The sequence below is a fragment of the Hyalangium sp. genome (genome assembly GCF_035629615.1).
Lineage (GTDB): Bacteria > Myxococcota > Myxococcia > Myxococcales > Myxococcaceae > Hyalangium.
On the sequence record NZ_DASPHO010000392.1, the window covers coordinates 24,312 to 40,051 of the forward strand.

A 15,740-nucleotide genomic window follows, 5' to 3' on the forward strand; every position below is an offset into this window, starting at 1 on the left:
GTGGCATGGCTGTGGCGGGAGGAACCTCTTCCCGCCGAGGCCCCCCCTCCACCGCCGGCTATGCCCGGTCCGAAGCTGGCGGAGGCCCCCCCGGCTCCTGCTCCGCAACCCACGCCCGTTGCCGAGGCCCCGCCTGAGCCTCCTCCCGAGCCCCAGGCGGACCCGGCCGCTCCGGTGATCGATGAGATCACCGTCGAGAAGACCGAGGTCTGCGAGGGCGAGGAGAACCTGATCACCGTCCGGGCCCACACCCCGGATGGGACGGATGCCTTCCTGCACTACACGATCGGCGGACGGCTGGGTCCGAGTGTCCCGGTGCGCTCGTGGATCGCGGATGATGGCGAGCAGCCGAAGCTCGAGGTGGTGGCCTTCGGCAAGGACAACGTGATGACGAAGGTGGAGGTGCCTGCCTTCACGGTCAAGCCGTGCAAGCCCACGCGCATGGCGCTGATCACCTCGAACCTCCGGGCGAACACCTGGGGCGAGTTCGACTTCGAGGTGAAGCTCATCGAGAACCCGCCGCCGGGGAACGTGTCGGTCCTCCCGTTCAAGCCGCGCTCTTACGAGTGGACCTTTGGCGACGGGGAGACGCTCACCACCCAGGTGCCCCATGTCACCCACAACTATGAGGGGCGCAAGCAGGACGCGATGTTCTCCCACCTCCTCATCGAGGTGAAGGTGCACGGCAGCCATGGGGAGGAGCCGGTGCGAGGGCGCAGCTCGCTGCAGCTGATCAACCCCGCCTACGAGGATCTGGCGACCAAGGGCGTGGTGACGCTGCTGGTGCAGCTCACGCCGCGCTTCCCGGAGCTGGGCAGCGATGGGGTGGTGCGGCAGAAGGTCCGCCTCTTCCACTCCCGCGAGCGGCCCGTCTTCATCCACAGCGCGGTGCTCTTCAAGCACCGGATGAACCCGACGGGGCTGGCGCAGGAGCAGAGGGTGGAGCCCTCGTCGCTGCTGGGATCGAGCATCATCCCTCCAGGCAAGGGGCTCGAGTTCGAGGTGCAGCTGGACACGAACGAGGACGCGGACGTCTTCTCGCTGGAGCACTCCGTGGAGGGCAAGGACTCGGAGGGCTTGCCGGCGCGTGGCGCCTTCTCCGTGATGCGCCCGCCGCCCAAGCCCACCAAGGAGAACAGCAACCCCGTCGCGGATCCGCTGCTCAAGGCGAAGATCGTCGCCGCACGGAAGATCCTCAACCGGCCGTATGTGACGGACGAGGATCTGTGGGCGCTGGAGCGCCAGGGAAAGTTCGCGGAGATCAACGCGAAGTACCAGGCCGCGCAGGCCGCGGCGGCGCAGGAGGACAAGCGCGACCCGTCTGCAAAGGATCCCGGGCCGCCCCCTGAGGGCCCCATGGCCACGCCTGGCACGACGGACGATCGCAAGCCTAACGCTCCGCCCAAGCCAGGCTCGCGGTAGGCGAGTGCCCGAGTCGGTGCGGGGCTCCCGTCAGCGGATGGTTCCTCCCGCGCCGGCCGTCCCGCGCTCCCACGCTTCACGGTAAAGCTCTGCTGAACCGATTCGAGGCCTCCCCGACGGCGCACTCTTGCCGAACCTGTAGCGCCCTCGGGCTCTCGGGCTCGCTCCGCCGCCGTGTTCGCCCTCTGCGCAGCGCGTCAACGATGGTACGTTGCGAGAGAGAGGGGGAGTGATGACCGAGCTGGAGCCACTGCTCAAGCGCCTCGAGCAGCTCACGCCATACTTCGGGAGGGCCCGGGATGATCTGACGGCGCTCACCGCCCGGGCCAGGCACCAGGACTACAAGGGGGTGCTGCAGAACGCGCGGCTGGTGGTCGAGATGCTCCTGCGCTCCCTGGTCAGCGTCGAGATGAAGCAGACGCCCGGCAAGGCGATGCTCGACGAGCTCCTTAGCAAGTTCCGGCAGCAGGGCTACGCCGGGCTGATCCCCACCAACATCCTGGCCCACATGGGCACGGTGCAGGCCTGGGGCAACCTCAGCTCGCACGATCACTCGGGCGGGCTCCACGAGGCCGGCGTCAAGGTCGGGCTCGAGGAGGCGGTGACGAGCCTCAACTCGCTCGTCGCGATCCTCAGCTGGTACAAGGAGAGCTACGCCCGAGCGCCTGAGACTCCGGCGCCCGCTGCGTCCTCCGAGAAGCTGGTTCCCGGTGCACCACCGCCAAAGGCCGCTCCCTCGCACAGCAAGCGCATGGCCCTCGTGGGAGGGGGGCTTCTCATGGCCGTCGTCATCGGCCTGGGGGTCCTCGCGCTCCGGGCCTCTGATCAGACCTCCCAGCTCCGCGGCAAGCTGGACGCGCTCTATGCGGAGAACGGAGAGCCCCCGCCGCCGGTGGCCTGTCAGGAGCAGGAGTCTCCGGCGCTCGCGGCGCTGCTCGAGGTGGCTCCCAGGGTCTCGGACCGGGTTCCCGAGGCGTCACGGGCCCAGGAGGCCACCATGGCCCTCGAGGCGCTCCGGGCCTGGAGTCAGCGCTGGCGCCCGGAGGGGGCTTTCTACGTGGCCAAGGCGAGCCTCGCGGCGGGCCACCCGGATGCGGCGGCCATGAGCGCGGCGCTAAAGTGCCAGGGCTTCGCGGCGGCGGAGAACCTGGCCGGGAGGATGGCGGCGCTCGCCCAGGATCTGAAGGAGAGCAGGGCGCACTACCAGCGCGCCGCGGAGCTGGACGCACGGTTCTGGAAGCCGCGCTTCAACCTGGGCCTCATCCACCTGCAACAGCAGCGCGTCGGCGAGGCCGTGCCCCTGCTGGAGCGCGCGGCGGAGCTGGCTCCGGACGTCGCGGAGCCCTCCCTCTTCCTGGGGCACGCCTACGCGGCCAGGGCTGCGGCGGCCCAGGCGTCCGGCAAGAAGGAAGAGGCCACGGCCGATCGAGAGCGCGCGAAGGCCGCGTGGTGCCGCGCCCGCGAGCGGGGTGCCTCCCAGGCCGCCATCCTCTGCAGGCCATGAGGCCTCACTTCATCAAGCGGGCCAGATCCATGGAGGCGAGCGTGAAGTCCGGTTGCTCCTCGAGCACCGCCTTCAGCTCCTTCTTCGCCGTCTCCACGTCCTTGCGGTCCTTCGCGTCGAGCGCCCGGGAGTAGCGCAGCGCTGTCCTCGCGGTGAGCTTCAGCGCCAAGGCCGGCTGGGGCGCGCCGAAGCTGCCGGCGGGCTTGGGGGCGGGTTGATCGGATGGCTCAGGGAGCGTGGCGACGAGCTCCTCGAGCACCTTGTTGAGGTCTTGCGCCAGCTTCTGCTCGAGCGTGAAGAACTCGTCCGCACTGCCTCGCGTTCCCAGGGAGCGGACGATCTGGCCCGTCTTCATGTCGATGACCCTGGCGTCGATGCGCAGGGAGCTCAGCAGGTCGAAGTAGTCGCCCACCACCAGGTACTGGGCGCCCACCAGCTTGCCGATCTTCACGACGGTGGCCGCGTCGAACTTCTGGGACTTGCCCAGGTCCAGCTCTTCGATGATCTCCTGGAGCCGATCCCGCTCCACGAGCGTCACGGTCCCGAAGCCCGACAGATCCGTGATCAGCATCTGCGCCAGGCCCTTTTTGAGCACCTCCAGCTCGGGGGTCTTGCCGCCATACCCGAAATACAGCACCGCCACCGTGGGCTTGGCCGCGGCAAGGGCGGGCAGGGCGAGCAGCCCCAGGAAGAGACAGAGGAGGCGCAGGGGAAGAGAGAGCAGGGCACGCACGAAGAGCGATTCTGGCACGGGTGCGCCTGTATGCTGCAACCCGATGGATTCCAGGTTGCGACAAGCGATCGAGTTCCTGTCCCGAGAAGGCCAGGTCGAGTGGAGCACCGAGAAGCCCGCACCGGGAGTCGAGCCCGGTCCACGAGAGCTGTTCCTCACCGTGGGGGCCCGAGGCGAGGCCATGCCTGCCCACCCACGCATGCTGTCCTGGAAGCTGCCGCAGTGGGCCCGGCGCGCGGCGCGCTCCTCCACCAGCGTGGTGCTGATGGCCCGAGCGGAGCTGGACGCCTTCGCCCTGGAGCTGAAGCGGCAGGAGACCGAGGGGGTGACCGGACCGCTCGTGCTGCGCATCCACGAGGCCACCCTGGATGGGATCGTGGCGGCCCTGCTGGCCATGTACCGGCTCTTCCATGCCCAGTTCCCCGAGGGAGCCGAGGCGCTCAGCGAGTACGTGGACGCCTGGGAGCAGGGGCAGACCGAGCTGGCGGGAGAGTACGAGCGGGCCCTCGGGCCGGTGTTCTACGGGGCTCTGCGCCTCTGGCCCTCGCGGAAGGGCCGGCCTGCCCGTGAGGTGCTCGAGCTGCTGGCCGCCGTGCTGGAGGCGGTGCGCTCTCCCTCGGAGCTGACGAGGCTCCCGGACGCCCTCATCCCCTCGCCGGTCTCCCGGCGGCTGAAGGCGGACGCGCTGCTGTACCGCGCCGAGCTGTCTCGGGCCCAGCGGGTGCAGCTCGACATCCCGCTCGCCGAGGCGAAGGACGCTCCCGTGAGGCGGGTGGACGCGCTCTTCCTCTCTTCGTTCCAGGACGTCTCCGTGCTGAAGCTCCTGGCCCGGTCCGACACCGAGCACACCCACTACGGCCAGGGCTTCGACTTCATGGCCATCCACGCTCCCCAGCTGGAGACGGCCTATTACCGGCACACCTTCACGCTCGCGCCGGAGCGGGCCGGCACCCTGGTGGGGCTGGCGCAGCAGCTGGACACGCTGGAGGGGGATCGGCTGCCGGACGGCTCCCCTCGGGCCCGAGGGACTCGGCGCTTCGAGCACCAGCCCAATGACTACTCCGATCCCTGGTACACGGACGGCTACACCAGCGCCGGAGGCCGTGCCACCCTGGTCGCGCCGCCGTACGCCGGCACCCGCCTGACGCGCCGGGAGCTGTGGGAGGCGCTCTGGAGCCGCTTCAACGTCGGCCGCAACGTCCCCGTCCTCCGGGCCCACACTGTCTACGCCCGGCCCTTCCTGTGGAAGGGGGAGCAGCCGGAGCGGGAGCTCCTGTCGCGAGGGTTCCGCCGCCGCAACCTCTCGGATCAGGCGGGCACCTTCCACCCCGCGGTGATCCAGTCCTTCCTGGGGGACTCCCAGGAGGCGGACGTGGCGCACCATGAGCTGTCGGCCGAGGGGCAGACCGTCCACGTCTCCGTCTACCCGAACCGCCTCGTGGTGGTCTGGATCGAGCGGCCCCGGACGGAGGAGATCTCTCTGTACGCGCTCGCCCAGGAGCAGGCGGCGCTCGCGGAGGGGCGGACGCTCTTAGAGCTGGCGCCCATGAAGGAGCTGAGTCCCTGGCTCGAGCCGCTCGGATCGGAGCGGTGGCTCGTCTACGGCGCCTACCGGATCTCCCGCAGCCGCTCCTCCATGCTGGACGACTCGCGCGCCATGCAGGGGCTCTTTCACGCGCTGGCCTCGGGGACGGTGCCCACGCTGGAGCGGCTGCCCTCGGAGGCCGCATCGGAGAGCCGCCGGGTGCTGAGGGACGCGGCGGGGGAGACGGAGCACTGGCTCACCCCCACGGGGGGCGCCCGGCTGGAGCTGCTGCTCGATGCGGAGGAGGGCGCGCCGCTCCGGTGCGATCAGGACTTCCTCCTCTTCCTGCTCGCTACCGGCCAGCGCTACTCGGCCTTCGAGATCAGCCGGCGCATGGCCGAGGTGGAGCAGCGCTACCGCACCTCGCGCTGGCAGAGCCTGCGGCCGGCGCGCAGCGTCCGCTCGGATGTGATGATGTTCACCAACTCGCTGTGGCACTCGCGCGTGGGTGAGGATCCGGATCTCAACGCGCGCTACCTCGCGTGGCACTCGATCCACGGGCTGCAGGAGACGGTGGCGGCGATGAAGGATCAGGCCTCGGAGCTGGACCAGTACAAGCGGGACCAGTTCGATCGGATGGTGGGGCTGCTGGTGTTCGTCTTCCTGCCCGTGAGCCTGGCGTGCGGCTTCTTCTCTGGGGCCCAGTTCCAGGAGCTCAGCCCCTCGGTGGGCATCCCAGGGGCGACGACGGGCTGGTTCGTCTTCCTCGGCTACACCGCGGCCTTCACGGTGCTCGTCTTCGGCACGGTGGCTGCGGCACGGCTACTGAGCTGGCGCAGGCGCTGACGGGCTCACGGCCCCCGCTTCCGGCTCTCGGCGGCAGTGGGGGATATGGTTCTTCAGATACCCGTCGAGATCGCTCTGGCTGCCCTTCAGCTCCAGGAAGCGAGGGGAGAGCGCGTGGAAGGTGTCGCAGTCCCCCGAGCGCGCGGCGTCCATGCTGGCGCTGACGAGCAGGGTCCGGAGGTACCACCTGGCCTCCTTCTCCTGGCCGCACTTCGCCTCCAGCTCGAGGTACATCTCGCGCGCCGCCTTGTAGCCCTGGGTCCTCATGCGCCGGTTCGTCTCGTGATCGAAGCCCTCGCGGATGCCCTTGAACTCGCAGGAGGCCAGGGCCACGTTGTACTGCTTCCCCGCGTTGTCGCGCTGGTTGGGACCCACCCCCAGCGCAGTCTTGATCTTGTCGCTGATCTGCGGGAAGGCCCTCGAGGTGGGGAAGCGATCGAGGATCATCTGCCACTTCGCGATGGCCTCCTCCACGTGGCCTCGGAGCTGGAGCGCATCTCCATGGAGCTCCAGCACCCGCCGCACGCGGAACTCCTGCTCCCTGGGCGAGGTGGCCTCGGCCTCCTTGAGGGCCTGCTCCATCAGCTGGAGGCCTTCCGCCATGGCGGTGGGATCCAGATCCGCGAGCGTGGGCCCCATCTCCAAAGACTCGGCGTCGCCCCGGGTCCGGCCCAGGAGGATGAACTCCGCCACGGAGAGCGTCGCCTCATCGTCGAACGACAGTGAGCCATACTTCGCCACACGCAGGAGCTCCTCGTCCTCGGGGAGGAGCTTCAGGGTCGAGCTCGGGAGGCGGGGGAAGCCCTCCAGGAGCACCTGGAACCGGCGGAAGTGCTCTCGGCTCTCCTGGACATAGGCCCGCGCCTGCTCGCGCCAGAGCTGCAGCAGGGCGAGGCCCTGGCTCTCGTGGCCGGGCAGGATGACGTACGGGTAGCTCTTGGCCAGGTGGGGCCGGAGCATGCGGAGCAGGTACCGCATCCGGACGAGCCGGTAGCCGAGGCGCCTGGCGGACCCATCCTCATCGAGCCCGGCCTGCTGCGTGGACTGGAGGAACTGCTCGGCACGCTGCCCGAGCGAGTCGCTCGTGCCCGTGAGCGTCTCTTTGCGTTTTGCCTCCGCGGCCTTGAGCCGGGCGAGGATCTGCTCATGGCGCTCCCGTGCGAGCAGGAACGTGGGCGCCTTGCTGACGACGGCAGCGAGCTGCTTGCGAGCCTCCTCGAGCTTGCCCTGATCCACCAGATCGATGCCCTTGGAGTAGCTCAGCAGGGTGTCCACGTCCGGGGCCCGGCTCCTGAGCCGGGGCGCGTGGGGGAGCTTCAGCTCGAGGCCGGTGACAAACCGGGACACGAGCTGCTGCTGAAGCTCGAAGAGCTTGTTCTTCAGGCCGACGACCTGGCCGGTGACGAGGACGTTGCCCGTGAGGAGCTCGAACATCTTGATGTCGATGCGCAGCTCCGGCTCCATGGACTGGAACGAGCCCGACACCGCGTACTGCGCGCCGACGAGCTTGCCGAGCTTTACCGCCGTCTTCTTGTCGAAGTACTTCGTCCGCTGGAGCTTCTGCTCGTCGATGATCTGCTGGAGCTTCTCTCGCTCCACGAGCTGGAGCTGCTCCACGGAGGACAGGTCCGTGACCATCATGTCCGCGAAGCCCTTCTGCAGGACATCGAGCGAGGCATCCCCGGTGTTGTTGTCGAAGTAGAGGACGGCGACGATCCGCCTGGTCCCGGTGCTCTCCGCGCGAACGGAGGCAGCCGGGAGGAGCAGGGCACACAGGAAGAAGGCCAGGAGGCGTGACATTCGGGCTCTCGGGGACGCAGACAGCAGCCCCGGTATCACCCGGCTCGCGCAGCCGGTGCAAGGGCCCTCGAGCCCCCGCCTGCTACGGCAGGGAGAGGTCGAGGCTCACCCGGACACCGAAGTTGCACGAGGCCGTGTTGCCCGAAGGATCCGTGGCGGTGCAGGTGACGGGCGTCAGGCCCGGGATGAAGAGCGAGCCGGGAGGATGGCTGCAGGTGACCTGCGCCGGGCCGCAGCTATCGGTGGCCGACACGGCGAACTGGACGATGATGGAGATCTCTCCGAGGCTGATCGATGCGTCCACCGAGATGGGGCAGGTGATGGCGGGCGGCGTGCTATCGCCCTGGACCGTCACGTTGAAGCCGCAGGACTCGCTGTTACCGGAGCCATCCGAAGCGGAGCAGGTGACGGCCGTCTGACCCACTGGGAAGGTGGAGCCGGAGGCGTGCGAGCAGGAGACCTGCGCGGGGCCGCAGTTGTCCGTCGCCGGCGTCTGGAAGGACACCTGGGCACCATTCGGAGCGCAGCTCTCGATCGTCCGCGAAGCCGGGCAGCTCACCGCGGGCTTCGAGGTGTCCACCACGGTGACGTGGCCCACGCACTGCGCGGTGGCGGCCCCATCGTTGGCCGTCAACGTCACGGTGTGGCTGCCCAGGCTGAACGTGCCCGGGGGCGACTCGGAGATGGAGAACGGCCCGGGCTGGCTGTCCGGATCGTGGCTGCCGTTGTCCACGCTGGCGCTGGCCCCGCACTGGGCATCCGCGCTGACAGTCACGTCCTTGCAGAGGGCTACGGGTGGCTGGTTGGCCGGCGGCGGGGGCTCGCAGGTGAGCTCCACCGTGGTGGAGACGCTGTTGTTGGCCTCGTCGCACTCAGTCTCCCGGTCCGTGCCCGTGCCGTCGTCATCCGCCACGACGAAGAGCTCGACACTCCCGCCCGAAAGCGCTCCAGAAGTCACGGAGGCCAGGACGCTCGCGCCCGGGGCGATGGCGTCCACGAGGGTGGCCACCCCGATCAGCGTGCCCCCCGAGGCCGGGTTGCCACGGTAGAAGGCGACCTTGAGCCCCGCGGCGACCGCGGAGGAGCCTTGGTTGCTGACACGCGCGCTGAGCAGGAGGGTGCCTTCCTCACCACATGCGAGGGACACGGAGGAGGCAACGACGACCAGATCGGAAGCCGCGTAGGAGACGTCGCCCAGGTAGCCCGCCACGTTGGAGCGGAAGGTGTTGAGGTTCGGCTGCTGCCAGTGGCTCGCCGGGTGGGCTGGGATGCTGCCGTCATTGTTGACGTTGGTGACGGCGTAGGCGTGCTGGTTCCAGATCTTCCGCGTGTGCGCCCAGCCCTCCTGCGAGTCGTGGTACACGCGGATGCCGTGGTACGGCGGATACGCCAGATCGTTGGTTGCCACCACCAGATCCGCGGCGAAGTCGCCATCCACGTCCGCGATGACCGGGTTCTCGTGCGTCGTGCCCGAGCTGTGGCGCGTCTGCCAGCGCACCGCTCCCGTGGCGCCGTTGTAGATGCGCAGCGACACCTCGTCCGCGAGGACGAGCTCGATGCGGCCATCATGGTCGAAGTCAAAGGCGGTGGCGCCGGCCTTGCCTGAGCTCCAGTCCTGGATGGCGCTCGTCCACTTCACGCTGCCGTCCGTCTCGAAGACGGTGAAGGCGTTCTCGCCCGCCACGCCGATCTCCGGCAGGCCGTCATTGTCCACGTCCGCCAAGGTGGGCCCACCGCCGCAGCCGTTCACGCAGCCGCCGGGGATGTTCACGCTCCACTTCAGCGAGCAGTCGTCATCCAGCAGGCTCACCTTGCCGTGGCCCGACACGACGATCTCACCCTTGATGTCGCCGTCGAAGTTGCCCACCGCGGACAGACCCTGGGGAACGTTCGTGTTGGCGCACTTCAGGCTGCCATCGAACCGGTACACGGAGCGGCCGTTGACGACCTCCTGCTTCCCGTCCCCGTCAATGTCCGCCGAGAAGGACACCGGGCCGGTGTGCTGCGCACCGCCCATGCCATCCGAGCCCACCCACTTCAGCGCGCCCGTGTTGCTGTAGACGCGGTTGCCGTCGAGGATCTCCACGGTGCCGTCACCGTCCAGATCCGCCAGCGAGGGGCCCCCCCACTCGTTGTAGTCGAAGGCGTCCTCGGCCGAGCGGAACTTGAAGGTGCCGTCGTTCTCGTAGCAGATGATGCCGCGGCCATTCATCGGGATGCCGCAGATCTCCACCATCGGATCGCCGTCGATGTTGCCCACGGCGATGCTGGCGGCGCCCTTGATGCGGTGGGCCGGATCCGTGACGGCCCACAGGTCGTGCCCATCGCTGCCGCTGATGGCGCGCAGCACTCCCTCGCGCCAGTCGAAGTCGTCATTGGGGATGTCGCGGAAGGAGCTGAAGATGATGTCCGGGGTGCCGTCCTGGTTCACGTCCGCGACCGCGGGCGTCATCATCACCTGGTTGAACTCGGGGAGGACGGAGCTGCCCGTCCACGCCCACTGCAGCTCCGGCTCGAAGTTCGGCGTGAAGGGAGGGACGACCTCGCAGACCCCCTCCAAGTTGTCCGTGTTCCGGTCGTTGAGCTCCTCCGCTCCGCCAGGAACGTCGCAAGCGGATCCCAGCGTCAGCCCCACCAGTGCGACAAAGACCAGGCTTCGTTGAGCCTGTGTCTCCCGACTGTCGCGTCCATGGTTCATGTCACGCCTCCTCTGCTACGAGCCTGCCCCGCGGACTGCGGGGCTCAGATACGAGCCAGTCCCGCGGACCGCGGGGCTCAGAGGATCTTGGAACAACCCGCTTGCTTGGATCTTGGGAAAAAGAAGGGACTTCCCTCTTTTTCGGCTTCAGCTCGTTTTTAGCTGTTTGGGCTGAACTTCTTCGAATCGAGCGCACGGATTCAGCCCAGGAGGAGCAGAGAGCCTGACATGGGCGCAGGTTGTCTCCTGGGACTTCCAGGGGGCTAGACGGGTGAGATTTCCCGGCGGCGGAAGGGGCGCTCGACCTTCTTGTTCGCCGTGCGCTTGAGCGCCCGAGCCAGCAGCCGTCGTGTGTCTCGCGGATCCACCACGTCATCCACCATCGCCAGGGCGGCCGTGCGCTCGATGCGGATGTGCTGGCGCAGGTTCTCCGCCAGTTCCTTCTTCAGGGCCTCAGCCGCCTCGGGACTCTCCGCGCTCTGCAGCAGCTTGCGCGCGGCGATCGACACCATGCCCTCCGGCCCCATCACCCCGATCTCCGCTCCCGGCCAGGCAAGCAGCAGGTCCGGCTCGAAGGCGCGCCCGTTCATCACGTAGTAGCCCGCGCCGTAGCCCTTGCGCACCACCACTGTGAACTTGGGCACGGTGGCGCTCGCCACCGCGTACATCATCTTCGCCCCGTGGCGGATGATGCCCTGCTGCTCGACCTTGGTGCCCACCATGAAGCCGGGCACGTCCTGCAGGAACAGCAGCGGGAGGTTGAAGGCGTCGCACAGGTTGATGAAGCGCGCCGCCTTGTCCGCCGCGTTCACGTCCAGGATGCCGCCCAGGTACATCGAGTTGTTCGCCACGATGCCCATCGGGTAGCCGTCGATGCGCGCCAGCCCCGTGATGACGTTGCGCGCCCAGCGAGGCTTCAGCGGGAAGAACTTCCGGTCATCCACCAGCGACAGGATGACCTTGTGCATGTCGAACGCCTGGCGCGGGCTGTCCGGCACGACTTTCAGGAGCTCCTCGTCGCGCCGATCGAAGGGATCCGACGAGGGCCGGCGCGGCGGCTTGTCCTCGCAGTGCGAGGGGAAGAAGGACAGGTACTCGCGCACCGCCTCGATGCACGCCTTGTCGTCCGCGTACTCCGCGTCTGCCACGCCGGAGAGCTCGTTGTGCACCTTGGAGCCGCCCAGCTCCTCCTCCGTCACCTTCTCGCCCACCACGGACTCCACCAGGTACGGGCCGCCGATGGCGATCGAGCTCGTCCCCTTCACCATGGGCAGGAAGTCCGCCAGCGCCGGGATGTACGCGGTGCCCGCGGCTCCCGGTCCCATCATCGCCGCCACCTGGGGGACTACCCCGCTCATCACCACCTGCTCACGGAAGAGGTAGCCCGTGTCCGCGAAGCCCGCGATGCGCCGGGGATCGATCCCCGCGGACGCGTCCAGCCGAGCCCCCCCCGAGTCCACCAGCCACACCATGGGGATCCGGTTCTTGAGTGCCAGATCCCTCAGCCGGGCGACCTTGCGCTCGCCGATCTCGCCGATCGATCCGCCGAACACCGTGAAGTCGTAGATGGCCGCGGCCACCGGGCGGCCGCCGATCTCGCCCGTGCCGGTGATCACCCCGTCCGCCGAGGAGGGCTTGTCTGCCTCGTCCTCCTCCGGGAGGTTGCCGTGGTGCGCCGCCAGCAGCCCCAGCTCTTCGAACGTTCCCGGATCGAAGAGGAGCGTCAGGCGCGAGCGAGCATCCAGCTTGCCCTTGGCGCGCTGGCGCTCGACGCGCTCGGGGCCTCCCATGCCCTCGTTGCGGCGGCGGTGCTCGGCGAGCTTCTCCACGCGATCCTTCATCTTCATTTCGGCGGACTCCCAGAGGTTGACTCCCGAATCAAACCCCCTTGCGGGGGCAACCGGAAGGGTAGAGTGAGGCGTGTCCGTGAACTCCTCACGCGTGGCCCTCTTCGCCTGTTGCCTGGTGCTCGGTGGGTGCCCGCAGGAGGGCGTTCCCGGAAGACAGTCCGGTCGCCTCGAGGGGCAGGTGGTGGGGTCCGGCAGCCCTCGGGGTGACGCGTACGTGTTCCTGTTCGCTCCGGGCGAGGGTCCTCCCAAGGGGCCGGCCACGCCTCGCTCCGTCACTGCCGTTCCCGAGCTGCGGCGGAGCGCCGGGGATTCCCGGTTCCTGTTTGCGGAGCTCGTTCCGGGGCCCTACCGGCTGTGGGGCTTCCTGGATGTGAACGGGGACGTGGATCTGTCCGTGGATGTGCTCGCCCAGCCTGGCGCCGGAGACTCGGTGTCGGAGGCGGGAGTGGAGGTGGAGGTTCCAGCGGGGAGCTTCGTGGAGCGGGAGCTGATGCTCACCCGACGGATGCACCATGGGCCTCCCGCCTTCCGGGTGACGGGGGAGGGGACCGATGGGGGCGTGGTGACGGTGCCGGACTCGCCGCTGGCGCTCACATCGCTCAACGTGGAGGCCGATGGGCTGGGGCTTCTGCGAGGGGAGGAGGCGCGGTTCTTCGTCCGGCTGCGAGATGCGGATGGAGATGGGAGCGCGGATGACCTGAACGGGGATGGGGTGCCGGAGCTGTTCCCCCAGTTCTTCCTGCGCTTCGTGCCCCGGCCAGGACAGGCGGTGCCGCTGCAGACGGATGGTGGGGCCTCGCAGGTCATCGTGCCCCTCGTCATCAACCCGGTGCCCTTCGTCACCCTCCTACAGGGCGACGTCACGCGCGAGGCCTCCGCCACGAGCGTGCAGCTCTTTGTCATCCCGGTGGCCCTGGCGGGGGTGACGCCGCTCGCGTCCATCCCCGTGGGCGAGTATCAGCTCTGGGCTCTCTCCGCCGAAGGCGCCTTCTGGTACGTGCCCAATGCGCTGGGAAGTCGGGACTCGGAGGCCCTGCGCTCCCAGGCCCTGCGGTTCCAGATCGTCCGAGGGGGCTCGCCGGACGGGGGGAATCCCGCTAGATAGGCGCGCGCCTCACCGACTCCACCCGAGGAGATCCATGTCTCAGTCCAACAGCCTGGACAACAAGTACGAGCTGGCCCTGCGTGACCTCGCGCTCGGCTACCCTGGTGCCCACGAGGACATGCCGTGGGGCCACCGCGCCCTCAAGGTGAAGGGCAAGGCCTTCCTCTTCATGGGACATGAAGGGGGCGGGCTCGGGCTCTCCGTGAAGCTGCCTCAGTCCAACTCGGCGGCGCTGATGATGCCGTTTGCCACGCCCACGGGGTACGGCCTGGGCAAGAGCGGCTGGGTCTCGGCCAGCTTCGCCAAGGGCGAGAAGCCTCCGATGGAGATGCTGCGCCAGTGGGTCGACGAGAGCTACCGCGCGGTCGCCCCGAAGAAGCTCGTGGACCAGCTCGGCAGCAGCTCGGTGGCGGCGGGGCAGGGCGCTCCGAAGAGGAACGAGGCCAAGGACAGTGCCAAGGGAGCCTCAGCGCGTAACAAGCCCGCGGCGGCGAAGAAGGCCGCGAGCTCCAAGAAGGCAGCAGCACCCAAGAGGCCCGCGGCGGCCAAGAAGCCCGCGGCCCGCAAGCAGGCGGGGACGCGCGCGAAGCAGGTGCGCTGAGAGACGGCTCGAGGCCTCAGCTCAGCCGGTGCACCCATTGGAAGTAGGTGCTTCGGGGATCCGGTAGCGGGTCTCGGAAGAGGGCGCGAATCTCCGCCTTCTCCACCCGGCCCGTGTCGAACGCCCGGTACAGCGCCTCTCCGAGCAGGTACCCCAGGGCGTGGCTGACCCCGTGGAAGAGCCGGTCCCGCCGCAGCGGCAGCAGCTTTACCGCCTCGTCCGGTCCCTCGGACTCCGCCGCCTTGTGCGCCAGCACGAACGCCGCGATCTGCCGCTCCACTCCTCGCATCCGCGCCACCCGCCGGGCCCACTCCGCCAGCCCTGCGCATCCGCGCCGCGGGTTCACCAGCTTCGAGCCGAAGAAGCCCAGCGCCTCCTCCATGCAGCGCGCGTAGAACGCCTCGGACGCCCGCCGGGGCACCTCCATCGCGTCCCCTACGGCGCAGTGCCGCACGAAGTGGGCTGCCTCCTCCGCCGCGTGGTTCAGCGACAGCGACGCCAGGTACGCCATCCGCGCCCGGGGGATGTAGCTGCTCTCCCGCGAGAGGATGTGCCGCCGCAGCTGCGCCAACTCCGTCTGCGTGAACCGGCCGCGCTGCTGGATGCGCGCCAGCACATCCCCATCCGCCGCCGTCGCCACCTCCACCTCTTCCAGGGCACGGCCCACCTGCACGCCCGCCAGCCGCGCGATCAGGCTCGCCATCTCCCGGAAGCGCTCTGCTGCGCTTCGATCCCGGAGAGGTGCATCCCCCGCCTCGGCCTCGAGGTAGTCCAGGAAGCTCTGCTGGCACACCACCGGTGAGGCGTTGAGCAGGCAGAGCGAGCCATCCGCCAGCTCCGCGGCCTCCACCGCTCCGGCCTGGCCCTCTCGGGCGAGCCGCCAGTAGACGCCCTCGCAGTTCTGGTACACCACCAGCCCGCTCCGGGCGTGTGCCTCTCCGAGCGCTCGCTCCACCTGGGCAGGCAGGTGACAGGGCGCCACATGGTACTGGCCCACCAGCACCAGCACCTGCGGCCGATCCTCCGCTCGTGCCACCCGCGCGATGCGCTCCGCCGCATACGCGTCCCGGAGCTCGAGCGAGCGCTTCCCCTGGACCCGCCGATCGATGCCCACCACCTGCAGCCGGTGGCGCCGGGCGAAGGCGAGCAGGGGACGGAAGCCGGACCATCCGTCCAGCCCAGGGCCCGGCGCGCGGCCGAGCCGCTCCAGGAGTGTGCGCTCAGGCAGACGCCCTGTCAGGTAGTCATCCAACGAGGCCTGGTGCCGCCCCTCCACGCACTCGAGCGCCATGACCACCCGGCGGCCCGACTCCAGGGCCCGCTCCACCAGCCCCAGGTACGTCTCCTGAGCCAGGGGAAGGGTGTGGTAGTCGCCCACGTACACCACGTCCGCGGCCCGGACCCGCTGGTGGACTGCGGAGAGGGGGAGCGCGTGGCGGTAGCTGGCCGTCCGCCGCCGGTACCGGGCCTCGTAGGCGCGGAAGGCGGACGTCTGGCCGTCGACGGCACGGGCAATCTGTGCCTTCTGCCGGCGAAAGAGTGCGAGATGGAGGGCGAGCGACGCGCGCATGGAAGGGAGAAGCGCTGATCAACGTCTCATGTGCCGTCAGGGGCGGCAAAAAAACGGCGTTCTCGGCCCACCCCCCTTCCTTGACT

General features: G+C 69.0%; 10 protein-coding genes. 5 read left to right on the forward strand and 5 right to left on the reverse strand.

From position 1 onward, the window contains the following. Positions 1-60: 60 nt before the first annotated feature. Positions 61-1,422, forward strand: coding sequence for a PKD domain-containing protein (locus VD972_RS20140; protein ID WP_324989386.1), 1,362 nt, complete (start codon positions 61-63; stop codon positions 1,420-1,422). A gap of 232 nt (positions 1,423-1,654) precedes the next feature. Then, a complete protein-coding gene (locus VD972_RS20145) occupies positions 1,655-2,926 on the forward strand; it encodes a tetratricopeptide repeat protein (RefSeq protein WP_324989388.1) in 1,272 nt (423 codons plus the stop codon). Between the two features lie 4 nt (positions 2,927-2,930). Here the strand turns inward: VD972_RS20145 and VD972_RS20150 are convergent, their stop codons facing one another. Beyond that, on the reverse strand, positions 2,931-3,677 hold the full coding sequence (locus VD972_RS20150) for a CsgG/HfaB family protein (protein ID WP_324989390.1): 747 nt from the start codon (positions 3,675-3,677) through the stop codon (positions 2,931-2,933). A gap of 37 nt (positions 3,678-3,714) precedes the next feature. On the opposite strand from VD972_RS20150, the gene VD972_RS20155 reads away from it, so the two are divergent. Next, the gene (locus VD972_RS20155) at positions 3,715-6,030 is read left to right on the forward strand and encodes a hypothetical protein (protein ID WP_324989392.1); all 2,316 of its coding nucleotides are present in this window, start codon (positions 3,715-3,717) and stop codon (positions 6,028-6,030) included. Here VD972_RS20155 and VD972_RS20160 read toward each other — a convergent pair. The 3 genes from VD972_RS20160 to VD972_RS20170 form a co-directional block, all read right to left on the reverse strand. Further along, on the reverse strand, positions 6,007-7,830 hold the full coding sequence (locus VD972_RS20160; RefSeq protein ID WP_324989394.1) for a CsgG/HfaB family protein: 1,824 nt from the start codon (positions 7,828-7,830) through the stop codon (positions 6,007-6,009). The genes VD972_RS20155 and VD972_RS20160 overlap by 24 nt on opposite strands. Positions 7,831-7,912: 82 nt before the next feature. Beyond that, entirely contained in the window at positions 7,913-10,528 is a 2,616-nt protein-coding gene (locus tag VD972_RS20165; RefSeq protein WP_324989396.1) for an HYR domain-containing protein, read from the reverse strand. A gap of 263 nt (positions 10,529-10,791) precedes the next feature. Further along, entirely contained in the window at positions 10,792-12,375 is a 1,584-nt protein-coding gene (locus tag VD972_RS20170; protein ID WP_324989398.1) for an acyl-CoA carboxylase subunit beta, read from the reverse strand. 73 nt (positions 12,376-12,448) lie between these two features. Between VD972_RS20170 and VD972_RS20175 the strand changes: the two genes are divergently transcribed. After that, a complete protein-coding gene (locus VD972_RS20175; protein ID WP_324989400.1) occupies positions 12,449-13,483 on the forward strand; it encodes a hypothetical protein in 1,035 nt (344 codons plus the stop codon). A gap of 34 nt (positions 13,484-13,517) precedes the next feature. Beyond that, on the forward strand, positions 13,518-14,084 hold the full coding sequence (locus tag VD972_RS20180; protein WP_324989402.1) for an MmcQ/YjbR family DNA-binding protein: 567 nt from the start codon (positions 13,518-13,520) through the stop codon (positions 14,082-14,084). A 16-nt stretch (positions 14,085-14,100) separates the two neighbouring features. On the opposite strand, the gene VD972_RS20185 is transcribed toward VD972_RS20180, so the two are convergent. Further along, on the reverse strand, positions 14,101-15,654 hold the full coding sequence (locus tag VD972_RS20185; protein WP_324989403.1) for a ChaN family lipoprotein: 1,554 nt from the start codon (positions 15,652-15,654) through the stop codon (positions 14,101-14,103). Positions 15,655-15,740: the final 86 nt, after the last annotated feature.